Raw genomic sequence first — 22,574 nt, forward strand, 5'->3', positions numbered from 1 at the left:
GGCGGCCGGCCCGGCCGGGGCCCGGGCACGGGGTCCGGCCGGGCCGTCCCGCGGTCACGGGAGGAGGCGTTTCTCGATCCAGTCCGCGGCGGTGCGGCGGAAGAGGCGGCGGCTGTCGGCGCGGCGGAAGTCGTGGCCCTCGCCGTGGAGGAGGAGCAGTTCCGCCTCCAGGCCGCGGTCCCGGGCGGCGCGCACGATCTGTTCGGACTCGTTCGGCGGGACGTTGGTGTCGTGGGCGCCGTGGACGGCGAGGAGGGGGACGTCGAGGGCGTCGACGCGGCTCATCGGCGAGAGGGCGCGCAGCAGTTCCCGGTCGTGTTCGGGGTGGCCGTACTTGTGGGCCGCCGATTCGGCCAGCCAGGGTTCCGTGGTGGCGAAGAAGGTCGTGAGGTCGGACATGCCGCAGACGGTGACGCCGGTGCGGAACAGCCCGGGGTGCCAGACGAGCGAGGCGAGGGTCAGGTAGCCGCCGTACGAGTGGCCCATGACGGCCAGGCGCGTGAGGTCGGCGAGGCCGGCCTCGACGGCGTGGGCGACGCAGTCGGCGACGTCGTCGATGGCGGCGAAGCGCCCCTCGCCGAGGTCCGCGTCGCGGAAGGTGCGGCCCCAGCCGGAGGAGCCGCGGACGTCGGGGGCGAAGACGTCCAGGCCGCGGCCGGTCAGTTCGTGGTAGAGCGGGTCGAAGACCGGCCGTTCCTGTTCCTCGGGGCCGCCGTGCAGGTGGATCACGCAGGGCGCGGGTTCGCCGGGGGCGCGGCCCGGGGCGCGGTGGTACCAGCCGCCCAGGAGCATCCCGTCGCGGGCCTTCGGCCGCAGCGGGAAGGGGCGTACCGGCGCGGGTCCGGGCGGGACCGTGTCGGCGTCCCGCGCGGTCCACGCCGTGCGGACCGGGGTCGAGGCGTCGGGCAGGTGCCACACGCCGGGGCGGCGCTGGGATCCGGCCAGGGACGCCACCAGGCCGTACGGTCCCGCGGCGGCGACGCGGGTGACGACCTCGTGGTCGAGCTCCACCGTCCGGGGCGGGACCGGCACCGCCTCCGGGGCGGGCAGGGCGAGGGTCTCCAGTTCGCTGATGCCGCCGGTGTTCCAGACGAGGGCGGCGCGCCGCCCGTCCTCGACGAGCGCGAGCAGTTCCAGGTCGGCGGCGGCCCTCCGGGCGATCTCGCGGAGGCCGGTGCGCCGTCCCTCGCCGTCCAGGTCGAGGGCGAGGAGGGCCGCGAACTCCGCTCCGTGGTCGCTGCGCAGCCACACCGTACGGGCGTCCGCCGAGAAGCGGCCGATCCACGGGTCGCCGTCGGCGACGGGGAGCGCGCAGCAGGCGGTCTGGTCGGCGACGCGGACCACGACCGCCTCGCGCCGACCGCGCGGGCCGCGCCGCAGCAGGGCGAGCCGGCCGTCGCGGCTGACGTCGCAGACGCGCAGGGTGGCCGCCTCGGACTCGTCGGCGAGCAGGGCCGGCGGGCGGATCCCGTCGGGGTCGACGAGGTAGGCGGTGAGCCGGTCGCGGGCCGGGCCGTGGCCGGCGGTCCGGGCCGGGCGGCCGTCGGGGCCGAGGAGGGTGGCGTGCCCGTCGCGGTCGGTCAGGCCCGGCGGCTCGTCCGGGAGCGCGGGGGCGCCGGCCGTCTCGCCCACGGGTTCGGCGATGGTGACGGCCAGCGCCGAGCCGTCGCCGACCCAGCACCCCAGATAGGCGGAGGTGCCGGGGACCGCCCCGGCGAGGACCTTGCGGTCCGAGCCGTCGGGGCGGACGCAGAGGACGCGGGTGTGGCCGCTGCCGCCGGGGGCGACGGTGTACGCGATCCACCGGCCGTCCGGCGACCAGGCGACCTCCGTGACGGGGTCGGGCGCGGTGTCGAGCGGCCGGGCCGGGTCGCCTCCGGCGGGCCCGACCCACAGCTGGGGCGAGCCGTCCCGGTCGCAGACGAACGCGATCCGCTCGCCGCCCGGGTCGGCGGCGGGGTACCAGCAGGCGTGTGCCGTCTGGAGCGGCGGGGTGTCGTGGAACCTCGCCCCGGCGGGCAGCGGGCGCGCCGCGGGCGCCCCCGGCCGGCCTTCTCCGATCAGTCGATTCCGTGCGTCTGCAGCCATATCTCCAGCAACGCTACCTGCCACAGGGTGTTCTGCCCGCGGTGGGCGCGGTGGTCGTCGGGCGCCTCCAGGAGGGAGGCGACGTACTCCTCGCGGAACAGCCCGCGGGATCGGGCGGCGGGCGCGGCCAGGGCGTCGCGGACGCGGTCCATGACGGGCGCGGCGAGGTGGTGGACGGCCGGGACGGGGAAGTACCCCTTGGGCCGGTCGACGACGTGGCTCGGGAGGACCGTGCGTCCGATGTCCTTGAGGACGCCCTTGCCGCCCTGGGCGAGCTTCAGCTCGGGCGGGCAGGCGGCCGCCAGCTCGACGAGTTCGTGGTCGAGGAAGGGCACGCGGGCCTCCAGGCCCCAGGCCATGGTCATGTTGTCGACCCGCTTGACCGGGTCGTCGACGAGCATCACGTGGGTCTCGGTGCGCAGTCCGGCGTCGACGGCCGTCTCGGCGCCCGGCGCGGCCATGTGGGCCTCGACGTACTCGCGGGACACGTCGCGGAGCGGCAGCATCTCCGGTTGCAGGATCTTCTCCAGGTCGGCGTGGGTGCGGTCGAAGTACACCTCGGCGTACCGCCGGGGCTCCTCGGCGCGCGGGACCCCGGCGAGGCTCTGGTGCCAGTGGTAGCCGGCGAAGACCTCGTCGGCGCCCTGGCCGCTCTGGACGACGCTGACCTCCTTCGCGACCAGCTCCGACAGGAGGTGGAAGGCGACGGTGTCGTGGCTCGTCATGGGTTCGCTCATGGCGTGGACCGCGGCGTCCAGCGCGGTGGAGACCCGGTCGGACGGCACCATGAGCTGGTGGTGGTCGGTCTCGAAGCGCCGGGCGACGAGGTCGGAGTAGTGGAACTCGTCGCCTTCCTGGCCGGCCTCCGTCTCGAAGCCGATGCTGAAGGTCGCGAGGTCCTTCTGTCCCTCCTCGGCGAGCAGGGCGACGATCAGGCTGGAGTCGAGTCCGCCGGAGAGGAGCACCCCGACGGGCACGTCGGCCACCATCCGGCGGCGCACCGCGGTGCGGAGCGCGTCGAGCACGGCGTCCCGCCACTCCGGCGCCCCCATGCCGGCGAACTCGGCGCGGCGCGTGTAGGAGGGCTGCCAGTAGGTGTGGTCGGTGTGGGTGCCGTCCGGTTCCACGACGCGGACGGTGGCCGGGGGGAGTTTGCGGACCCCGGCGAGCACGGTGCGCGGGGCGGGGACCGTGGACTGCCAGCTCATGTAGTGGTGGACGGCGACCGGGTCGAGGGCGGTGTCGACGCCGCCGCCCGCGAGCAGGGCGGGCAGGGTGGAGGCGAACCGGAGCCGGCCGGGGGTCCGGGCGAGGTAGAGCGGCTTGATGCCCAGCCGGTCGCGGGCCAGGACGAGCCGGCCGGTGCGGTGCTCCACCAGGGCCACGGCGAACATGCCGACGAGGTGGGAGACGAAGTCGGTCCCCCACTGGTGGTAGGCCTTGAGGACGACCTCGGTGTCCGAGGCCGTGACGAAGGTGTGGCCGAGCCGGCGGAGTTCTTCCCCGAGCTCCCGGTAGTTGTAGATGCAGCCGTTGAAGACGCAGGTCAGGCCGGCTTCGGGGTCGGTCATGGGCTGGCTTCCCCGGTCGCTCAGGTCGATGATCCTGAGCCGCCGGTGCCCCAGGGCGACGGCGCCCTCGGACCACAGGCCGCGCCCGTCGGGGCCCCTGTCCGAGAGGCGGTCGGCCATGCGTTCCACCGCCGCCAGGTCGGGACGGCCGCCGTCGAAGCGGATCTCACCGCTCACACCGCACACGGGGCGCCTCCCTGGACGGCGGACGGATCCGTACAGGTGACGGCCCCCGTGACGACGGCGGGCCGGGTGGCGCGTTTTCGCATGGTCGCTCTCTCCTCGGTGGGACGGCCGGGCTCCGCCCGGCCGGGTGGTGGGGTCTTCCCGGCCGGTCGGCCGGGTCGCTTCCGCCGGGGCCGGCCCGGTGGGGGCCGGCCCGGGCGGAGCCGGTTCACGGGGTCTTCGCCGCCGCGCGCCCGTCCCGGAGGCCGGCCGGGGTCTTCGCGGGGTGGCGCAGGAACCGGTCGCGGGTGACGGGCCGGGTCCGGCCGCGCGTCTCCGCGAGGAGGTGGTCCACCCCCGCCAGCAGGTCCTCCCGGGCCGCCGTGGCGCGCAGCCGCGCGGCGGCGCTGCCCTGCGCGAGGATCTCCTCCGCGAGGGACCGCACGGTCACCCAGTCCCCCTGCGCCTCCAGCGTCGGGCGCAGGTGGCGGAGCATTCCGCGCACCACCCCGTGGGCGGGGGCGGGGTGGCGGGTGAGGGGGTCGACGAGGTCGCCTTCGAGACCGGACCGGGCGGCGCGCCAGGTCGCCGCGCGGAGCCAGGCGTGGTTCCCGTCGCAGCCGGTCTCCCCGGTGGCGCGGAGGCGCGCGCGGGCGTCGGCCACGAGGGCGCGGTAGAGGCCGGCGATCAGCACCACCGTCCCGACCTGCGGGCAGGCGTCGCAGACGCGCAGTTCGAGGGTGGGCAGGTGCGCCGAGGGGCGGACGTCGTAGTAGATCATGCCGGGGTCGCTGATGACGCCCGAGTCGACGAACGCGCGCACCGTGCGGTCGTACTCCTCCGCGCGGGTGAAGCAGCCGGGCTGGCCCGAGGTGGGCCACCGCTGCCAGACCATGGTGCGCCAGCTCGCGTATCCGGTGTCCTCGCCGAGCCAGTACGGCGAGCTCGCGGAGAGCGCCAGGAGGACCGGCAGCCAGGGGGCGACGACGCACATCGCGCGGACGGCGGTGTCCCGGTCGGGCACGTCGGCGTGGACGTGGACGCCGCAGATCAGCTGTTCGTCCGCGAGCCGCCGGTACTCGCCGGTCATGTGGACGTAGCGCGGGAGGTCGGCGGTCGGCACGGCGCCGAGCCGCGCCAGGGGGGCGGTGCCGGCGGCGGCGACCGCGAGGCCCTCGGAGGCGGCCGCCCGGTCGAGGCGGGCGCGGGTGGTGGTCAGGTCGGCGAAGAGGCCGTCCAGGGTCGCGTGGACCCCGCTGTTCGACTCGACGACGGACTGCGGCAGCTCGCCGGTGAAGGTCTCCCCGTAGCGCTCCACGGCGCGCAGCAGGGCGTCGGCGCGGGGTACCAGCTGCCCGCTCTCGATGTCGATCACGTGAAACTCTTCCTCGACCCCGATGCGGACGGTCACGGTGGCTCCCTGTGTCGGACGGTTCCTCGTCCCGGGCCGGGCCCGGCGGTGAGGTCCTCGCCCTGTCCGGGTGCCCCGGCTCGGGCGAACCATGCCTCCACCCTCACCCGCTCCTCGGGGGAGGCGCACCCCGGGAGCGGAATCGTCGACGCTCCGCCGTCGGGGGACGACTCCCGGTCGCGGCGCGGAACGCCGGGTGAGGGACGGGGCACGGGGGGTGCGCGCCGGTCACGCACCGTACGGGCCGGGTGACGGCCCTGGCGGAGGCACGGGCGGGAAGGCCCGGCCGGGCCCCGGGCACGCCCCTCCGCGCGTCCCTTTTGCGTGTTCTCGTCCTCTCGGGGAAGCCGCAGTTCCATGGATCACTCACAGGCACCCGTGCTCGACGCCCTCGTCTCGTACCACGCCGAGGAGCAGACCCCCTTCACTCCGCCCGGCCACAAGCAGGGCCGGGGCGCCGATCCGCGCGTGCGCGCGGTCCTCGGCGACGCCGTGTTCCGGTCCGACGTCCTGGCCGTGAGCGGTCTGGACGACCGGACGTCCTCGAAGGGCGTGCTCGCGAAGGCCCAGGCGCTGATGGCCGACGCCGTGGGCGCGGACCACACCTTCTTCTCGACCTGCGGCAGTTCCCTCTCGATCAAGGCCGCGATGCTGTCGGTGGCCGGGCCGCACGAGAAACTCCTGGTGGGGCGGGACGCCCACAAGTCGGTGGTCTCCGGTCTCGTCCTCGCCGGCATCGTGCCGGTCTGGGTCGACCCCCAGTGGGACGCCCGGCTGCACCTCGCCCATCCGCCGTCGGCCGAGGCCTACCGGGCCGCCTTCGCCGAGCATCCGGACGCACGGGGCGCGCTGGTCACCACGCCGACGCCGTACGGCACCTGCTCGGACCTGGAGGCCATCGCCCGCACCTGTCACGACCACGGCGTCCCGCTCATCGTGGACGAGGCCTGGGGCGCGCACCTGCCGTTCCACCCCGGGCTGCCGACCTGGGCCATGGACGCCGGCGCGGACGTCTGCGTCACCTCCGTCCACAAGATGGGCTCCGGCCTGGAGCAGGGCTCGGTCTTCCACCTCCAGGGCGATCTGATCGAACCCGAGGTCCTCAAGAACCGGGAGGACCTCCTGGGGACGACGAGCCCGTCCTCCCTCGTCTACGCCGCGCTCGACGGCTGGCGCCGCCAGATGGTCCAGCACGGGCGCGCCCTGTACGACGAGACGATCGCCCTGGCGGAGACGGTGCGGGAACGGCTGGACGGGATCGACGGCGTGCGCGTCCACGGCCGGGACGACTTCTGCGGCCCCGGCCTGGCGGCGGACCTCGACCCCCTCCAGGTCGTCGCCGACGTCAGCGCGCTCGGGACGACCGGCTACCGGATCGCCGACTGGATCCGCGCCCGCCACCACGTCAACCTGCACCTCTCCGACCACCGCCGCACCAGCGCCCAGCTCACCCACGCGGACGACACGGCCAGCGCCGACGCCCTGGTCGCGGCGGTGCACGACGTCGCCCGGCACGCCGACGAGCTGGCGGACGCGCCCCGCGTGGAGGTGCCGGACCCCGCCGAGCTCCGCCTGGAGCAGGTGATGCTGCCGCGCGACGCCTTCTTCGGACGGGTCGAGCAGGTGCCGTGGGAGAAGGCCGTGGGCCGCGTGACCGCGGAGATGCTGACGCCCTACCCGCCCGGCATCCCGGCCGCGCTGCCCGGGGAGAGGCTGAACTCCGAGGTTCTCCAGTACCTGCGCAGCGGCGTCGAGGCGGGGATGGTCGTGCCGGACGCCGCCGACACGGAGGTCCGGACCGTGCGGGTCGCGGTGGAGGACCAGGAGGGCTGAGGTCACCGCGGAGGATCGCCGCCGGAGGATCGCCGCCGGGGATCGCCGTCGGGGGATCGCCGTCGGGGGATCGCCGTCGCCGGTCAGAGCCCGGCGACGGTCAGAGCCTGGCGGCGGTCAGAGCCTGGCGGCGGCCTTCCGCCGGTGGCAGTCCCAGGCGCGCTCCGACACCTCGGGGCGGAGCAGGAGGTCGGCGGCCGTGCAGGCGAGGGCCTCCGCCGCGTTCCGCATGACGCGCCGGGCCCGGGGGCCTCCGGCGGCCTCCGCGAAGCGGGGCGTGTGGTCGGAGCCGTCCGGCCCGTCCGCGCCCATGATGGCGACGAAGGGGTGGACGGCGGGGACCCGGGTGCTCACGTTGCCGATGTCCGAGGAGCCCAGGTACACGCCGGGCAGGGGTTCGGTGAGCCGGATGCCCGTGCGCGCGAGGTGTCCGGCGAAGAGGTCCGACAGCACGTCGTTGTCCCGGAAGTGCTCGTAGCGGCCGCCGACGTCCGTCACCTCCGCCCTGGTGCGGGTGGCGAGGGCCACGCCTTCGGCGCACGACCGCACCTCGTCCACCAGGGCCTCCAGCGCCGCGGTCGTCCCGCCGCGCAGTCCGAACAGGCCCTCCGCGTGGGCGGGGACGATGTTCGTCGCCTCGCCGCCCTCCGTGACGATGCCCTGGACGTGGGAGCCGGGCGGCAGCCGCCGGGCCAGGACGCCGAGGGTGTTGAAGAGCTGGATCAGCGCGCCCAGGGCGTCGATGCCCTGCGTCGGGTTGCCGGTGGGGTGGGCGGCCCGCCCGTGGAACCCGACCCGCAGCTGCGCACTGGCGGTCAGGGGCGCCCGCGCCCAGTCGTACACGCCCGGGTGGAACATCAGGGCCGCGTCGACCCCGTCGAAGACGCCGGCCTCCACCATCGCGACCTTGCCGCCGCCGCGCTCCTCGGCGGGCGTCCCCACGGCCAGCAGGGGGCCGGCCGCCCCGCCGAGCGCGGCCCGCACGGCGAGGGCGGCGCCGAGGCCCGCGGCCGCGATCAGGTTGTGTCCGCAGGCGTGCCCGAGCCCGGGCAGGGCGTCGTACTCCATCAGCAGGGCGACGCGGGGCCCGGGGCTCTCGCCGGGCCGTTCCCCGGCTCGCGGGCCCGCCCCGGCCTCGGCCCCGGCCCCGGCCTCGGCGACGAAGGAGGTCGGCAGCCCGGCCGCTCCCGTCCGCACGCGGAAGCCCTCGCGGGCCAGTTCGCCGCTCAGCAGCCGGGCGGCCCGGTGTTCCTCGTACGCGGTCTCGGGCTCGCGGTGCAGGGCGAGGCTCACCTCCCACAGCCGGTCGGCGCGGGCGTCCACCTCCTGGCGGATCCGGGCGTACAGGGACTCCGGAGACGGTGGCATCCGGTCCTCCTCGGGTCGGCGCGGCCGTGCGCGGCTCTCCCGCGCTCCCCCGCGTCTTCCACCGCGGGCGCGTCCGACACCTCCGGCCGCCGCCCGCGCGGGGTTCGTACGCGGCGGGGCGGATGCCCGGCGGGCTCCGGGGTACGCGCCCGCCGAAGGCGCCCCGTGCGTCGAGGACCGGAAGAGGACCGCGCGGGCGCTCGCCGCCGGGTGTTGTGGCGGCACTGGTGTTCCCGCGCCGGGGAAGGAGGTCGCGATGAACAAGGGAAAGATCGTCTACAAGCCGGTGGGGCTCGCGCTCGGCACCGTGAGCGGTCTGCTGGCCGGCATGGCCTTCAAGCAGACGTGGAAGCTGCTGGGGCACGAGGACGACGCGCCCGACTCGACGGACGAGGACCGGGCGTGGAAGGAGATCCTGGTGGCCGCGGCCGTCCAGGGCGCGATCTTCGCGGTGGTCAAGGCCGCCGTGCAGCGCTCCGGGGCCGTCGCCACCCGGCGCCTGACGGGGACGTGGCCGGCCTGACGAGCACGTGGCCGGCCTGACGGACGTGTGGGCGGGGTGAGGGACGCGCGGGCGGACGCGCGGGGGTACGTGAGCGGGGCGAGGGCGCGCGGACGGAGCGCGGAGGTACGCGGGCGGGGTGAGGGCGCGCGGGCCGGGGTCAGCGGCTCCGGGCGGGGCCGACCCCGGCCGTACGGCACGTGCTCCGGTCACCTCGCCCCGCCGGGTTCCCGCGCGCCCTCCCGCGCCCCGGCCCGCCGCAGGGCGTGGAGCGCCGCCAGCAGGACCCCGATGTCGTCGAGGAGCACCGGGTCGGGCAGCAGGTCCGCCGGGCTGACCAGGTAGACCAGGGCGCCCCAGAAGAGGACCTTGCGGGACGCCGGGACGCCGGAGTCGGCGAGGAGTCCACGCGCCCGGAAGAGGCGTACGGCCAGCACGACCGCCACCGCCAGGGTGGCCGCGACGGCCACCGCCGCGACCGTCCACCAGAACGCGCTCGTGCCGTCCACCGGGCCACCTCCCTCTCCGGGCGCTCGGGGAAGGTGTGCCCCCGGACCCCGCCTCCATACCGCCGCCGCCTCCCCTGCCGCCCTCCCCCGTCGCCTCCCCGTCGTCGATCACACGAGATGGCTTTCACGTAATTATTGACGTATATGTCCGACAGGCGGAAACTGGAGTACGCCCTTCCGGCCGACCGGGCCGGTCCCGATCCCGATCCGCGGAGGCCCTCTCCGTGATCACCCCACCTCCGACCGACGCTTGCAGGGACATTCCACTGTCGGACCGCGTCCGGCCTCCCCGGGCGACGCCGATCCGCCGGAACCGCGGAAGGAGTCCCATGACCACCGGCCGAACCATCCGCAGCCGCGCGCTCGGCGGCCTGTCCGCACCGGAGCGCCCGACAGAGGTCTCCACCCACGAGGCGCGCACCCTGTCCGCCTCACTGTTCGAACGACTGGCCGAGCTCGACGAGGGCACCCCCGAACACGCCTATCTGCGCAACACCCTGATCGAGCTGAACCTGAGCCTGGTCAAGTTCGCCGCCCGCCGCTTCCGCACCCGCCCCGAACCGATGGAGGACATCGTCCAGGTCGGCACCATCGGCCTGATCAAGGCGATCGACCGGTTCGACCCCGGCCGCGGCGTCGACTTCTCCACGTTCGCGCTGCCGACCGTGGTCGGCGAGATGAAACGCTTCTTCCGCGACACCGGCTGGTCCGTCCACGTCCCCCGCCGCATGCAGGAACTCCGCATCGACCTGGCCAGGGCGGCCGACGCGCTCGAACAGACCTCGGGCCACCGCCCCAGCCGCGCGGAGCTGGCGGACCGGCTCCACCTGTCCGAGGCGGAGGTCGCCGAGGCCGAGCTGGCCGCCAACGCGTACAGCGCCCGCTCCCTCGACGCCCCCGTGGGCGACGCCGAGGACGACGCGCACGCCCCGGAGGGCACCGCGGGCCGCCGCACCGCCGTCACCGAACCCGCCTACGACCTGATCGACGACCTCGAATCCCTCCAGCCCCTGATCGCCCATCTCGACGACCGGGACCGCGAGATCCTCTCCCTCCGCTTCGGCCAGGAACTGACCCAGGCCGAGATCGGCCGCCGCGTCCACCTCTCCCAGATGCACGTCTCCCGGATCCTCGCCCGCATCCTCGGCGAACTCAGGACCGGCCTCCTCACCGACGACACGACGGCCGAGGGCGCCGGGGCGGCGGCCGGGGCGGCCGACCGCTGAGGACCTCGGCCCGCCGGCCGCCCGGAGGGCGGTCCGGGGTCACGGGGCGGCGTCGGAGTCCCGGCAGGTCATGTCGGCGGCCGGGCGCTCGCCCGTCAGGAGGAAGCGGGTGACCGTCCGGTCGCCGCAGGCGTTGCCGTTGGCCAGGTACATGCCGTGGCCGCCGTGGTCGACGGAGACCAGCCGGGCGCGGTCGCCGAGGGCCGCGCGCATCTTCAGGCCCTCGGCGTGCGGGGTGGAGGGGTCGCGCAGGCCCTGGATCATCAGGATGCCGGACGGCCCGTCGCCGGTGATCCGGACCGGCTTCTCCGCCGGGCCGCCCTTCCAGAAGGAGCAGGGCGTGACGTTCGCCGGCATGCCCGCGGTCAGCGGGTGCGCGGCGCGGCCGGCGGCGACGGCCCGCTCGTAGGAGGGGACCGAACCGCGCCGGCGGACGTCGTTGCAGATGACGCCGATGGTGACGGCCGCGTCCTCGTCGGGCATCGGGCCGGTGAGGGCGGCCGGCAGCACGGGCGTCTCGCCGGGGGGTGCGGGCCTGCCGGATCAGCCGGGCCAGGTCCGCGAACTGCGCGTCGGAGTAGAGGGCGTTCTGGAGGGCCTGGCGCAGCAGGTTCCCGGTGAGCGGCACCCCGGGGGTGGTCGTCGGCTTCGGCGCGCGGTCCAGGCGGGCGGCGAGGCCGAGGACGAGCGGGCGGACGTCCTCGGGCCGTTCGGCGAGCCGCGGCCCCGCGTCCGCCCGGTCCGGCCGCGCCGCCCAGGCCGCGAAGTCGGGGAACCTGAGCTCCGTGCCGTACGCCATCGCCCGCAGCCAGCCCTGCGCGACCGTCCTCGGGTCCGGGTCGCCGCTGCTGTCGAGGACGACGCGGTCGGTGCGGTGCGGGAACTCCTGGGCGTACCGGGCGGTGACGTACGTGCCGTACGAGACGCCCCACACGGAGACCCGCTCCGCGCCGAGCGCCGCCCGCAGCCGGTCCATGTCCCGCACCTCGTTGGCGGTGGTCAGGCCGCGCAGCTCGGCGCCGCCGTGCGCGGCGCAGGCGGCGGCGACCCGGCGGGAACGCCCGACGTTCTCGCCGATGGAGCCGTCGCCGGCCGGCCAGGCGCGCAGGGTCACCAGGTGGCGGTCCTCGGCGGCGAGCCCGCAGCGCGCCTTCACGCTGCCGCCGACCCCGCGCGGGTCGAACGCCACCAGGTCGTACGTCCCGCCCAGTTGCCCGCCGAGCGCCTCGCCCTTCGCGGTCAGCCGCTGGACCCCGGAGCTGCCGGGCCCGCCGGGCACGACGAACAGCGTGCCGCGGCGCGCCTCGGGCGCGGTGCCACGGATCCGGGCCACGGCCAGCCGGACCTGTCGGCCGCCGGGCTCGGCGTGGTCGAGCGGAACGGTCAACCGCGCACTCCTGGCCGAGACCGGCGGGGCCGCAGGGGGACCACGGGGAGAGGGCGGAGGCGGAGGGAGAAGGGGAGGCGGAGGCGGGGACGGACACGGTCGCCGGGGCCGGAGGAGGGACCGGCGCCATGGGGGCGACGGAGGCGAGGGCGGTGAGGGCGAGCGCTGCCGAAGTCGTCATGCGTACAGCCTTGTTGACGGTGCGTCGGCTCTCCATCCGGGAGGCGGGCCGGTACGGGGTGGGGGCGGCCCCCGGCCCGGCCCGGCCGACGGAGGTCCGCCGGGCCGGGAACGTGCCGGTTCCGTCCGGGCGCACGCCGGGAGATCATCCTCGGCATGACCGCACACCACACCGACACCACCGCCGTCGGCGCCCCCTCCCCCACCGCCGAGGCGTCCGGGACCTGGACGCTCGGCGACCGGACCGTCCGCCGCATGGGCTTCGGCGCCATGCGGCTGCCGCAGACCGGCGAGGCCCTGGTCGAGCACGCCGTCCCGAGGGACCGCGACCAGGCGATCGCCGTGCTGCGCGGGGCCGTCGAGCTCGGCGTCAACCACATCGACACCGCCGCCTTCTACTTCTCGCCGCTGCGCTCCGCCAACGAGCTCATCAACAGCGCCCTCGCGCCCGGCGGCCGCTACCCCGACGACCTCGTCATCACCACCAAGGTCGGCCCCGCCCGCGACGCCTCCGGCGCGTGGGCCGCGCACGCCCGCACCCCGCGGGCGCTGCGCGCCCAGGTCGAGGAGAACCTGCGCCAGCTCGGCCGCGACCACCTCGACGTCGTCAACCTCCGGATCGTCGGCCCCGATCCGGTCGCCGAACGCTTCGGCGCCCTCGCCGAACTCCGCGAGGCCGGCCTCATCCGCCACCTCGGCCTGTCCAACGTCAGGCCCGAACACCTCGAAGAGGCACGGCGGATCGCGCCCGTGGTGTGCGTGCAGAACATGTACGGGATCGGAGTGCGGCCGGAGGACGAGGCGTTCGTGCGCCGCTGCGGCGAACTGGGCGTCGCCTTCGTGCCGTTCTACGCGATCGCCGCCGGCGGCCGGGAGAAGGGAGCGGCCTCCGCCGAGCCCGCGGAGGTCCTGACCGTCGCCCGCGCCCACGGCGCGAGCCCCTCGCAGGTCCGGCTCGCCTGGACCCTGCACCAGGGCCCCCACCTGCTGGCCATCCCCGGCACCGGCGACCCCGCCCACCTCGCGGCCAACGTCGCCGCGGGCGGTCTGCGGCTGTCCGCGGAGGACCTGGCCCTGCTCGACTCCGCCCACCGGGCCCCCGTCAGACGGGCGGCATCAGATCGCTCTCGCTGACGGTGTACGTCAGCGGGGGGTAGACGAAGTCCGTCTCGTCGTTCTCCCGGCGCCGCATCCGGTAGAACTCGCGGCTCTGCGCGTCGTCGGCCACCGTGAGGCGCGCGCCCCGCGGGAGGTACGCCCGTCCGTCACGGAACCGGACGAGGGTCTTCGACGTCCGGAACGTAACGCCCAGCCACGGGTTGTCCACGGCCCGGGCGGCCGGGTCCAGCACGATCTTGTGCCTGAGCCGCCGGTTCGCCGCGACGGAGAACACGACGACGCCGTGGTGGGCGAGGGGGATCTCGAACTTCTCGCCGCCCCACCCCTTCCGTTCGAAGACCAGCTTCCTCGGCGGGCCCGCTTCGGGATTCCGGTAGCAGGAGAAGACGGCGATGAACGAGTCGTCGGCCAGGTCGAGGGCCTGGTCGGAGTGGCTGCCCATGGTGGCGCAGGCGTTCGTGTAGTTCTCGATGAGGGCGTTGTCGAAGCCGGCCGGAAGCGCCGCGCGTTCCTCGATCCACCGCGCCAGCCGTTCGTGCACCGCCCGGAAGCGCTGCGCCGGCGCGGCGTAGCGGGTGGTGGTCCGTACGAGGGGCACGCCGCCGGTCTCGTCGACCTTGGTGAGCACGGCGCCGCGGCGGCCCTTGCCCGTGTCCTCCAGGAGGGCCGACGCGGACAGTTCCGCGAAGAGGTTCTCCTCGGCCGGCAGGGCGTACGAGAGGATCTCGTCCGGGATCCTAGATTCGGGGGGCACGGTAGTCTCCGGTGTTCATGCTGAAGAGGAAGTCGTCGCCGTAATCGACGAAGGACGAGGTCCGGTTCTCCTCGGCGTACAGCCTGCGCAGCTCGTCCATGCCGTCCTCCGTGGGCGGCCCCAACTCCACTCGCCCGCCCGCCGTTTCGAGGAACGTGCGGCCGTCCTTGTGGACGGCCTCGGTGCTCGAACAGCGCACCACGTACCCCAGGCGGGTCGGGATCAGCTCGGCGTCCAGCGCCGAGGGCCGGATCTCGTGGGTGTACAGGCGGTTGGTGGACAGCGGCATGAGGAACACGGAGCCGGGGTGGAGCGTCACGGTGAACCGGGCGGGAAGCCCGGCCCCGTCCCCTCCTCCGACCGGCCTCTTTTCCCCGGCCGGCTCCCCTTCCCCGAGCGGCTCCTTGAGGCGGAAGTGGAGCCTGGTCAGCCCGCTGACGCCCTTCACGCCGTAGTCGAAGGCGTCGTCGGCCAGGGGCTCCAGCCCGTCGAGCCGGTCGTAGAACGTGCAGAAGGCCATGATGCCGTTGACGGGCATGTCCTTGGTCTTGTCGGCGTGGGACGAGATCCTGGCCTTGGACTGCTTGCGTCCGGCCGTGGCGGCGGTGTTGTGGTAGATCTGCGCGAGGACGTGATTGAGCGGTGCCTGGTTCCGGAAGACGGCGGCGGCCTCGCGGTTCAGCTCCTCGACGATACGGGTGTCGGTCGGCCGGAAGTTCTCGGTCGGCCCGGAGAGGTTCGTGGAGCACCGGAGCAGGCGGAAGCGCAGCTCGTCGCCGTTCCGCGTGACGGGCGTCAGGTAGATGCCGCTGCGGTGGGCCGTTCCCGGCTTGGTGGACTCCGTCAGGGACTGGAACTCGTGCTCCGCACGGATCCGCCCGAAGAGGCCGTCGCCGAGTTCGAAGAAGCGGCGGTAGTACACGCCGGCGCCGTGCGCGCGGAGGGGAACGCGGCCGGGGCCGACGGAGGGCCAAGGCCCGTCACCGTCCCCGCGCCGGCCGTCCGACAGCTCACGGACCACGAACACCCGCTCGGCCGCTTCCAGTCGACGCTCACTGGCGCCGGAGGCGCCGCCCCACAGGTAGACGGTCCTCCCGGCGAGGTCGAGCGAACCGGAGGCCAGCTCCTCCGGCGTGATCACGGTCCCGAAGAAGTCCCTGACCGCGTCGTCGTCCTGCGACGCCGACGGCGCGACCAGGACGTTCCCCGCCTCCTCGACGCAGGCCTCTGCCGGCTCTGCCGCGTACATCAGACGGTACCCGCCCTTCGCAGTTCTCGATGGATCGCCCGAAACCGTGGACATGGCAACGGCCCGTCTCCTTTCGTCTCCGTCGTGAAGCGGAGACGAAAGGAGGCGGACCGCCGGACCGTGATGCTCTCACGGGGGCTCGACGACGGGCAACGGAGTTCCGGTGCCCCGCCCGTCACCGCGACACGTCGACGGGCAGGGGCTCGGCCCCGGCGGCTTCCGCGACGACCGGCCCGGCGTCCTCGCCTCGCGGCCTTGTGGGAGGGGTTCGGTGGCGGCGGCGTTGTCGGACCCCGGTGCTAGCTTCACCGCCATGGCAAACCGTTCGTATCTCTACTCCGCCGACTCGATGCCGACCGAGGCGGAGAACCCCCAGCGGATCCGCTGCATATCCGAGCACAACTGGGACATCCCGCTCGCGCACAAGCTCCTGGTGGGGCGCGGGACGACGATCGTCCCGTCCATGATCTGGAACCCTCCGATCGGCATCGCCGCGGACTACGCCGAGGGGGCGGCCCTGCTCCGCGACCTCCTGCGCGTGGTCGGCGAGGGGCTGGCGGACGACGCCGAGTTCGCCGACTGCGTCACCCGGACCACGGCCCACCTGGAGAAGCAGCGGGCGAAGTACTTCGTCCTCGAAACCGGCGAGATCGTCTCGATGACGGACGACGATCCGGCGGAGAGCGTGCGGCGCCTGGTGACCGGGGACATTCCCGACGCCGTCGCCGAGGCCGAGGCGGCGATCGCCGGTCAGAACGACGAGTGGCTCGCCTCGGTCCGAGCCGACTGGCAGCGGCACTTCGCGTCCTTCTACAGCGAGGCGCTCTACTTCTCCTTCCCCGACTGACGGGACCCGGGGCGTGGTTCCGGGCCGGGGATCGCCTCCGGCCCGGCGGGGAGGTCGTCCTCCGCCCCTGAGCGGCCGGCGCCCGCCGGTCAGGGGGAGGAGAAGTACCTGCGGAGGAGCTGGGGGAGGTAGTCCGCCGTCGGTCCCAGGGCGGCGGCCGTCGCCGGCGAGGCGACGAAAGCGAGCGCGTCGAGCTCCGGCCCCGTCCCGTGGCCGTCCTGCGCCGCGCCGGCCCGTGCCCCGCCGTCCCGTGCCGGGGAGAGAGCCGCGTGTCGCCGGCGGACGAGCTCGCCGGACGTGGTGGGGCACAGGAAGTGGAAGCCGAGGCTGCCGAACCGCCGTCCCCGGGTCAGGGCCCACGGCCTCAACTCCTCGGAGGGGACACGGAGTCCGGTCTCCTCCAGCAGCTCGCGGGCGGCCTGCCGGCGCAGCTCGGCCGCGTCCAGGGCACCGTCGGACGCGGGCGGTTCGACCGCTCCGCCGGGAAGCGTCCAGCAGCCGGGGTTCGCCGTGTCGGGCGAACCGCGCCCGACCACGAGCCCGCTCTCCGTCGGCACGAGCACGGTGACGTACAGGGAGCCGGGAACGCGGCCGGGCGGACGGAGACGCCGCAGCGCCCGGTACCGGTAGGGCATCGGCGCCCACCGCACCGACAGCGGCCCGGCGGGCGGCCGGTCGACCCCGAGAACGGCGGCGACCGGCCCGTCGAACACGGTCGGGTTGCGGGCCAGGCTCTCCTGCCAGGCGCGCTCCACCTCGCTCTGTTCCCACGAGGTGAGTTCCGGACGCGCCTCCTCGACGAATCCGACGCCGATGTCGCCGTCGCCGTCGAGGCCGGGGGCGATGTCGAGGAACTCGACGGCGTGCGGGTCCGACATGGGTTCCTTCACCTTCCGGTCGTCCGGCTCGGCGCCGGTCCGCTGCCCCGTACACGGGCGTGGACAGGAGCATCTCACGGCGCACCGGGAGGAACGCCTCACGCGGACGGACACCGGTGAGGATCCCGGCGACCTTCCCGGGGACGTCGGGCCAGGGTGTGGACGAGGTGCGCCATGTCCCGCATCGGGGAGCGCCAGGACACGGCCCACTCCAGCTCGACCGCCGCCGCGTACGCGTCCCGGTCGGGCGCCCAGTCCTCCGGGTGGTCGGTGAAGATCCTCACGCCCTGCCGGCGCAGCGGCGTCAGTCCGTGTCCGGCCGCCAGGCGGTCGAGGTCCTCGGCGGTGTCGCCGCGGGTCTCCAGGCCGAGGCGGCCCGGGCTGGCGGCGGCGTCGCTCTCGATGAGGCGGCGGGCCGCACCGTGGTCGCCGGTGAGGGCCTCACGCACTCCGATGGCACGGCGGTTCTTGGCCAGGACGCTCAACAGCCCGCCCGGTGCGACGAGTTCGGAGAGACGGGCGATCGCCGTGCCGGGTTCCGCCAGATACATGAGCACGCCGTGGCAGCAGACCGCGTCGAACTCCCCCTCGGCGAACGGGAGGTCCTCGACTCCCGCCTCGACCAGCCGTACGCGGTCGCGGAGTTCGGGTCGTTCGGCGAGGCGGTCGGCCGCGGCGGCCGGCATGCGGGGGGATGGGTCGGCGCCGGTCACACGGTGTCCGGCGGCGGCGAGGCGCAGCGTCATCTCGCCGGCCCCGCAGCCCGCGTCCAGGATCCGTACCGGGGTCGGGGGCAGTTCGGCGCGGAGGCGGCGCTCGACCAGGTCGTGGCGGAGCCGGCCGCGCGCGCCGGCGGAGTGGTCGGCATACGCGGCGCCGACCGCGGCGAAGTCGGTCATCGCCGCCGTCCCGTCCCGGCGCGGGGGCGGTCGACCACGTACGGGCCGTCCGGCGCCGGGCGGGGGGCCGGGGAGAGGAAAGGGGCGGGACGAGGGCGCATCACGGCTTCCGAACGGGCGGGGCGGACGGGCGGGGCGGACGGGCGGAGAGAGCAAGCGGGCCGGGCGGGGCGGGGCGGAAAGCTCAACGACGCGGTTCCCCGTGCCGAGCACATCCGATTCGGACAGCGTTCGAACCCCGGCAGCAGGCGAAAGCGAGTTCGTTCCGCGTGCATCGATCCGTGCGGGGCGCGGTTCGCGCCCGATGCTCGGGTGGCCGAAACGCCGACGCCCGACGAGCCGGCGGGGCACGACGGGGAGACGGCGGGGGTGCGGCGGTGCTCACCCCTGGGGGTGGAGCGGCGCCGTCCAGTAGGCGCAGTACGGCCCGTCGCGGGTCGGTCTCCTGACGCCGTGCCAGAAAGCTGTGGCCCCGCAGAGGATCCGACGGACGGAGTGGTCACGCATGTCCCTGAAAACCCCATGGCGCCGCGCCGGGCACGCCGGCGTGGTGAGCGCCGCGGCACTGGCGCTCGTCCTCGGCCTGCCCGCGGTGGCGACGGCCGCCCCCGGCGATCTGGACCCCGCCTTCGACGGCGACGGCAGGGTCGTCACGGACCTGGGCGGCTTCGCGGGCGCCCAGGACGTGCTCGTACAACCCGACGGGAAGATCGTCACCATCGGGGACAGCTACTCCTCCGAGACCTCCGGCGACTTCACGCTGACGCGGTACAACCCCGACGGCAGCCTGGACACGACGTTCGGCGGCGACGGCGTCGTCACCACCGATTTCGTCGGCGCCAACAACGACGAGGGCCGGGGCGTGGCCCTGCAGCCCGACGGGAAGATCGTCGCGGTCGGCGGCTCCACCGACTGGGGCGGCAACGGCGCGTGGGCGGCGGCCCGTTACCTGCCCGACGGCAGTCTCGACACGAGCTTCGGCGAGGGCGGCCGGGTGCTCACCGAGATCGACGTCGACGCGATCGAGACCGCCGAGGCGGTGGTGGTGCAGCCCGACGGGAAGATCGTCGCCGGCGGGTCGAGCAACGGCGTGTGGTCGCTGGTGCGCTGGGACTCCTCCGGCGTCCCGGACCCGGCCTTCAGCGGGGACGGCCGGGTCACCACCGCCCTCGGCCCCACCTGCTGCCACGGGGTCAACGACCTGGCGCTGCAGGCCGACGGAAAGATCGTCGCCGCCGGACGCGCCGCCGGTCTCACCGTGACCCGCTACAACCCCGACGGCGGCCTCGACACGACCTTCGACGGCGACGGCATCGTCACCACCGGCGCCGGGTCCGGCGAGGGCGTGGCCCTGCAGTCCGACGGCCGGATCGTCGTCGCAGGCAGGGACGGCAACGCCTTCCTGGTCTCGCGGTTCACCACCGGCGGCGCCCCGGACCCGAGCTTCGACGGCGACGGCCGGGTCATCACGTCCTTCGGTCCCGAGGACGGCGGCGCCTCGGGCGTGGCCCTGCAGTCCGACGGCCGGATCGTCGCGGCCGGCCACTACAACGGCGACTTCGCGCTGGCGCGGTACAACACCGGCGGCGGCCTGGACCCGGACTTCGGCGGCGACGGGCGGGTGACCACCGACTTCGGCGGACCCGACGACGCGGCCGCGCAGGTGGCGCTCCAGGCCGACGGCAAGATCGTCGCCGCCGGGCTCGCCGGCACCGTCGGCAGCTTCGAGGCCCACCGCGGGCTGGCCCGCTACCTGGGCGGGGGCGGCACCGAGCCGCCGGCCGGAGCGGACGTGTCGGTGACGAAGACCGGGCCGAGCGCGGTCAGCATCGGTGACACCGCCACGTACACCGTGCGCGTGACGAACAACAGCACCACGACCGCGGCGACGAGCGTCCAGCTCACCGACGTCCTGACGGGCACGGCCACCATCCTGTCGGCCACCACCGACCGGGGCACCTGCACCACGGTCCCGGGCCGGGTCACCTGTGCGATCGGCACGCTCAACCCCGTCGGTGGCCCCTCCGGCTCCGCCGCCACGGTGACGATCGTCGCCGAGCCCTCGCGCACCGGCACCCTCACGGACACGGCGACGGTCACCGCGGCCCAGACCGACCCGGCGACGGGCAACAACACCGCGAGCCGCACCACGACGGTGAACAACAACCGCGGGTGCACCCTCATCGGGACCAGCGGCGCCGACACCCTCAACGGCACGTACGGCGCCGACGTGATCTGCGCCCTCAGCGGCAACGACACCGTCAACGCGGGCTTCGGCAACGACACGGTCCACGCCGGGCCGGGCAACGACCGGGCGGACGGCAGCTACCACAACGACACGCTGATCGGGGGCCCGGGCGCCGACACGCTGCTCGGCAACTACGGCTACGACTCGCTCAACACCGTGGACGGCGTGGGCGGCAACGACACGGCGAACGGCGGGTACAACACGGACACCTGCACCACGGACTCCGGCGACGTCCGCGTCAGCTGCCCCTGACCGCGCGCCCGGCCACGCGCCCGAACGCGCCTGGTCGTGCCCCTGCCCCCTCGCCCGATCACGCTCCGGGCCGTCGCGGCGCACCGCGGCGGCCCGGCCGGCCGTGCGGCCGGTGGCCGATCCAGCGGTCAGGCCCCTCGGCCGCCGGATCCGCCGTGTCCGCCGGATCCGCCGTGGGGGCGGTCTTCCAGGAGGGCGCAGACGAAACGTTCCTCGACCGCGCGCAGGCGGGCGAGCAGGGCGGGGTCGAGGGGGACCTGGCTGGTGACGGAGACGGTCACGGTGCGCCGCCCGTCGCGGGTGGCGGCGGCGAACTGGGTGTACCCCGGGGTGTTGCCGGTGTGGCCGAGGACCGTGCCGCAGCGGGTGGCGTACCGGAAGAGGCCGAGGCCGACCGCGTTCTCGCCGGGTCCGGCCGGCTGGGACTCGCCGGGGACGAACCGGCGCTGCGCGTGCCGGGTGGGCGGGGAGAGCAGCGTGGGGCCGGTGTAGCCGCCGATGAAGGCGCTCAGGTCGGCCGGGGTGGAGACGATTCCGCCCGAGGCCCACGCGCCGGAGGCGCTGACCGCCTCGCTGACGTCCTCCGGTTCTTCGCCGGGGGCCGTGGCGTACCCGTGGAGGAAGGGGCGGGGCAGCCGGAAGCCGGAGGGGAGGCTGGTGTCGCGGAGGTCGAGCGGGCGGTACACCAGCTCGCGCAGGAGGTCCTCGTAGCGCCGTCCGGTGGCCTGTTCGGCCATCAGGGCGACGGCGATGTTGTCCGAGTTGGAGTAGGCGTAGCGGCTGCCGGGCGGGAAGGCGAGGCCCTGGTCCGCGACGAAGTCCAGCAGGCGCCGGGAGTCGAAGCGGTGCCGGGGGTCGGCGCGGACGATCGCCTGGAACCGCTCGCTGCGGCTGAAGTCGGGCAGACCGCTGGTGTGCTGGAGGAGCTGGCGCAGGGTCACGGCGTGCCAGGCCCTCGGCAGGCGCGGCAGGCGCTCGCCCAGGGTGTCGTCCAGTTCCAGCGCGCCCCGGTCCACCAGGCCGAGGGCCACGGCGCCGCTGAACGCCTTGGCGACGCTCGCGATCCGCATGTGGTCGTGGGCGCGGGGCGGGCGGGCGCTGCCGGTCTCGGCGGTGCCGGCGCGGTAGACGCGGGGCACGCCGTCCCTGGTCAGGACGGCGATCGCGCCGGGCGGCCCGCCGGGAGCGGCGACGAGATCGGCGAGGGCGCGCCGCAGTTCCCGCTCCGAGGTGCCGGTGCCGTACGGGGCGGCGGGGGCGGGCCCGGTGGCGTCGGCGCGCGGGGCGGGCCGCTCGCCGGCGGTGGCGTACGGGAGGACGGGGCCGGTCAGCGCGGCGGCGAGGAGCAGGGCGGTGACGGCGGCCCGGCGCGGCCGGTACGGGTGCGGGGCCGGGGCGGATCGGGGCATGCGGAACCTCCTGGACGGGCCGGCGAACGGACGCGCCGGCCCGTCCAGCTTCGGCGCGCGGCTCCCGGAGCGCCGGTCCGGAAGCCCGTTCCTGCGCCACCCGGCGTACCGGAACCCCCGGCGGGAAGGCTTCGGCGCTCCCGTCACCGCGCCGATCGGGGCGGCGACGGGGGCGGTGGGGCGAACGTCTAGCGTGGGCCGCATGAGCACGACGCGGATCTCCCTCCTCCCCGTACGGGCCCCGTCCGGGGGAGCCGCGCCGCTCGCCGACCTCCCTTCTCCTCTCCCCCGCCGCCTCCGCTCGCCCTGTCTCGCCAGAAGGACCCGTACCGTGCTCGTCGCCCGTTCCGTCGCCCTGTTCGCCGTCGCCGCCCTGTTCGAGATCGGAGGGGCCTGGCTGGTGTGGCAGGGGATCCGCGAGCACAAGGGCTGGATCTGGATCGGCGCCGGCGTCATCGCGCTCGGCCTGTACGGCGTGGTGGCCACCTTCCAGTCCGACGACGACTTCGGCCGCATCCTGGCCGCGTACGGCGGGGTCTTCGTCGCCGGGTCGATCGCCTGGGGCATGGTCGCCGACGGCTACCGCCCCGACCGCTTCGACGTCATCGGCGCTCTGGTCTGCCTCGCCGGCATGGCCGTCATCATGTACGCCCCGCGCGGTCACTGATCACCCCCGGGT

At 75.1% G+C, this 22,574-nt stretch carries 17 protein-coding genes and 1 pseudogene; 7 read left to right on the forward strand and 11 right to left on the reverse strand.

Annotation, left to right across the window (positions count from 1 at the left end):
• Positions 1-54 precede the first annotated feature (54 nt).
• The 3 genes from AB0E83_RS07905 to AB0E83_RS07915 all read right to left on the reverse strand — a co-directional run bounded on the left by AB0E83_RS07905 (position 55) and on the right by AB0E83_RS07915 (position 5,235).
• Complete coding sequence (locus tag AB0E83_RS07905; RefSeq protein WP_362107542.1) at positions 55-2,088, reverse strand: alpha/beta fold hydrolase; 2,034 nt, start codon at positions 2,086-2,088, stop codon at positions 55-57.
• Positions 2,061-3,845: an N-acetylglutaminylglutamine amidotransferase gene (locus AB0E83_RS07910; RefSeq protein WP_362107545.1), complete on the reverse strand. Its 1,785-nt coding sequence runs from the start codon at positions 3,843-3,845 to the stop codon at positions 2,061-2,063. The genes AB0E83_RS07905 and AB0E83_RS07910 overlap by 28 nt, the downstream gene beginning before the upstream one ends.
• A gap of 208 nt (positions 3,846-4,053) precedes the next feature.
• Positions 4,054-5,235 (reverse strand): glutamate--cysteine ligase, encoded by a 1,182-nt coding sequence (locus AB0E83_RS07915; protein WP_362107548.1) that lies wholly within the window; start codon positions 5,233-5,235, stop codon positions 4,054-4,056.
• Between the two features lie 357 nt (positions 5,236-5,592).
• On the opposite strand from AB0E83_RS07915, the gene AB0E83_RS07920 reads away from it, so the two are divergent.
• Positions 5,593-7,068, forward strand: a complete 1,476-nt coding sequence (locus AB0E83_RS07920; protein ID WP_362107551.1) for an ornithine decarboxylase — start codon at positions 5,593-5,595, stop codon at positions 7,066-7,068.
• A 117-nt stretch (positions 7,069-7,185) separates the two neighbouring features.
• Here AB0E83_RS07920 and AB0E83_RS07925 read toward each other — a convergent pair whose 3' ends face one another.
• On the reverse strand, positions 7,186-8,436 hold the full coding sequence (locus AB0E83_RS07925; RefSeq protein ID WP_362107554.1) for an amidohydrolase: 1,251 nt from the start codon (positions 8,434-8,436) through the stop codon (positions 7,186-7,188).
• Positions 8,437-8,692: 256 nt separating this feature from the next.
• On the opposite strand from AB0E83_RS07925, the gene AB0E83_RS07930 reads away from it, so the two are divergent.
• Positions 8,693-8,959 (forward strand): DUF4235 domain-containing protein, encoded by a 267-nt coding sequence (locus AB0E83_RS07930; protein ID WP_362107557.1) that lies wholly within the window; start codon positions 8,693-8,695, stop codon positions 8,957-8,959.
• 188 nt (positions 8,960-9,147) lie between these two features.
• Here the strand turns inward: AB0E83_RS07930 and AB0E83_RS07935 are convergent, their stop codons facing one another.
• Entirely contained in the window at positions 9,148-9,447 is a 300-nt protein-coding gene (locus AB0E83_RS07935; RefSeq protein WP_362107560.1) for a YkvA family protein, read from the reverse strand.
• Positions 9,448-9,776: 329 nt separating this feature from the next.
• Between AB0E83_RS07935 and AB0E83_RS07940 the strand changes: the two genes are divergently transcribed.
• Positions 9,777-10,673, forward strand: coding sequence for a SigB/SigF/SigG family RNA polymerase sigma factor (locus tag AB0E83_RS07940; RefSeq protein WP_362107563.1), 897 nt, complete (start codon positions 9,777-9,779; stop codon positions 10,671-10,673).
• A 39-nt stretch (positions 10,674-10,712) separates the two neighbouring features.
• Here AB0E83_RS07940 and AB0E83_RS07945 read toward each other — a convergent pair.
• A pseudogene (locus AB0E83_RS07945) lies at positions 10,713-12,190 on the reverse strand (alpha/beta hydrolase).
• Positions 12,191-12,396: 206 nt separating this feature from the next.
• On the opposite strand from AB0E83_RS07945, the gene AB0E83_RS07950 reads away from it, so the two are divergent.
• Positions 12,397-13,374, forward strand: a complete 978-nt coding sequence (locus tag AB0E83_RS07950; RefSeq protein ID WP_362107565.1) for an aldo/keto reductase — start codon at positions 12,397-12,399, stop codon at positions 13,372-13,374.
• On the opposite strand, the gene AB0E83_RS07955 is transcribed toward AB0E83_RS07950, so the two are convergent.
• Together AB0E83_RS07955 and AB0E83_RS07960 are read right to left on the reverse strand one after the other, a co-directional pair.
• Positions 13,343-14,113 carry a hypothetical protein gene (locus tag AB0E83_RS07955; protein ID WP_362107568.1) on the reverse strand — a complete coding sequence of 257 codons (771 nt, stop codon included), beginning with the start codon at positions 14,111-14,113 and terminating at the stop codon, positions 13,343-13,345. The genes AB0E83_RS07950 and AB0E83_RS07955 overlap by 32 nt on opposite strands.
• Positions 14,097-15,362: a hypothetical protein gene (locus AB0E83_RS07960; RefSeq protein WP_362107571.1), complete on the reverse strand. Its 1,266-nt coding sequence runs from the start codon at positions 15,360-15,362 to the stop codon at positions 14,097-14,099. Before AB0E83_RS07960 ends, AB0E83_RS07955 begins: the two co-directional genes overlap by 17 nt.
• Positions 15,363-15,675: 313 nt before the next feature.
• On the opposite strand from AB0E83_RS07960, the gene AB0E83_RS07965 reads away from it, so the two are divergent.
• Entirely contained in the window at positions 15,676-16,209 is a 534-nt protein-coding gene (locus AB0E83_RS07965) for a hypothetical protein (RefSeq protein WP_362107573.1), read from the forward strand.
• Between the two features lie 89 nt (positions 16,210-16,298).
• Here AB0E83_RS07965 and AB0E83_RS07970 read toward each other — a convergent pair whose 3' ends face one another.
• Both AB0E83_RS07970 and AB0E83_RS07975 read right to left on the reverse strand, forming a co-directional pair.
• On the reverse strand, positions 16,299-17,087 hold the full coding sequence (locus AB0E83_RS07970) for an NUDIX domain-containing protein (protein ID WP_362107576.1): 789 nt from the start codon (positions 17,085-17,087) through the stop codon (positions 16,299-16,301).
• A gap of 98 nt (positions 17,088-17,185) precedes the next feature.
• Positions 17,186-17,986, reverse strand: a complete 801-nt coding sequence (locus AB0E83_RS07975) for a methyltransferase domain-containing protein (protein WP_362107579.1) — start codon at positions 17,984-17,986, stop codon at positions 17,186-17,188.
• A 505-nt stretch (positions 17,987-18,491) separates the two neighbouring features.
• On the opposite strand from AB0E83_RS07975, the gene AB0E83_RS07980 reads away from it, so the two are divergent.
• Positions 18,492-20,486 (forward strand): calcium-binding protein, encoded by a 1,995-nt coding sequence (locus AB0E83_RS07980; protein WP_362107582.1) that lies wholly within the window; start codon positions 18,492-18,494, stop codon positions 20,484-20,486.
• Between the two features lie 128 nt (positions 20,487-20,614).
• Here AB0E83_RS07980 and AB0E83_RS07985 read toward each other — a convergent pair whose 3' ends face one another.
• On the reverse strand, positions 20,615-21,895 hold the full coding sequence (locus tag AB0E83_RS07985) for a serine hydrolase domain-containing protein (protein WP_362107584.1): 1,281 nt from the start codon (positions 21,893-21,895) through the stop codon (positions 20,615-20,617).
• A 331-nt stretch (positions 21,896-22,226) separates the two neighbouring features.
• Here AB0E83_RS07985 and AB0E83_RS07990 point away from each other — a divergent pair, with 331 nt between their 5' ends.
• Complete coding sequence (locus AB0E83_RS07990) at positions 22,227-22,562, forward strand: YnfA family protein (protein ID WP_362107708.1); 336 nt, start codon at positions 22,227-22,229, stop codon at positions 22,560-22,562.
• Positions 22,563-22,574 lie beyond the last annotated feature (12 nt).

The sequence above is a fragment of the Streptomyces sp. NPDC035033 genome (assembly GCF_040636735.1).
Taxonomy (GTDB): Bacteria; Actinomycetota; Actinomycetes; order Streptomycetales; family Streptomycetaceae; genus Streptomyces.

Bases quoted from the DNA above. Each gene is read 5' to 3' on its own strand.
- AB0E83_RS07950 (WP_362107565.1), top strand. From the start codon at position 12,397: ATGACCGCACACCACACCGACACCACCGCCGTCGGCGCCCCCTCCCCC.
- AB0E83_RS07980 (WP_362107582.1), top strand. From the start codon at position 18,492: ATGTCCCTGAAAACCCCATGGCGCCGCGCCGGGCACGCCGGCGTGGTG.
- AB0E83_RS07925 (WP_362107554.1), bottom strand. From the start codon at position 8,436: ATGCCACCGTCTCCGGAGTCCCTGTACGCCCGGATCCGCCAGGAGGTG.
- AB0E83_RS07940 (WP_362107563.1), top strand. From the start codon at position 9,777: ATGACCACCGGCCGAACCATCCGCAGCCGCGCGCTCGGCGGCCTGTCC.
- AB0E83_RS07905 (WP_362107542.1), bottom strand. From the start codon at position 2,088: ATGGCTGCAGACGCACGGAATCGACTGATCGGAGAAGGCCGGCCGGGG.
- AB0E83_RS07960 (WP_362107571.1), bottom strand. From the start codon at position 15,362: ATGTACGCGGCAGAGCCGGCAGAGGCCTGCGTCGAGGAGGCGGGGAAC.
- AB0E83_RS07920 (WP_362107551.1), top strand. From the start codon at position 5,593: ATGGATCACTCACAGGCACCCGTGCTCGACGCCCTCGTCTCGTACCAC.
- AB0E83_RS07930 (WP_362107557.1), top strand. From the start codon at position 8,693: ATGAACAAGGGAAAGATCGTCTACAAGCCGGTGGGGCTCGCGCTCGGC.
- AB0E83_RS07970 (WP_362107576.1), bottom strand. From the start codon at position 17,087: ATGTCGGACCCGCACGCCGTCGAGTTCCTCGACATCGCCCCCGGCCTC.
- AB0E83_RS07965 (WP_362107573.1), top strand. From the start codon at position 15,676: ATGGCAAACCGTTCGTATCTCTACTCCGCCGACTCGATGCCGACCGAG.
- AB0E83_RS07985 (WP_362107584.1), bottom strand. From the start codon at position 21,895: ATGCCCCGATCCGCCCCGGCCCCGCACCCGTACCGGCCGCGCCGGGCC.
- AB0E83_RS07975 (WP_362107579.1), bottom strand. From the start codon at position 17,986: ATGACCGACTTCGCCGCGGTCGGCGCCGCGTATGCCGACCACTCCGCC.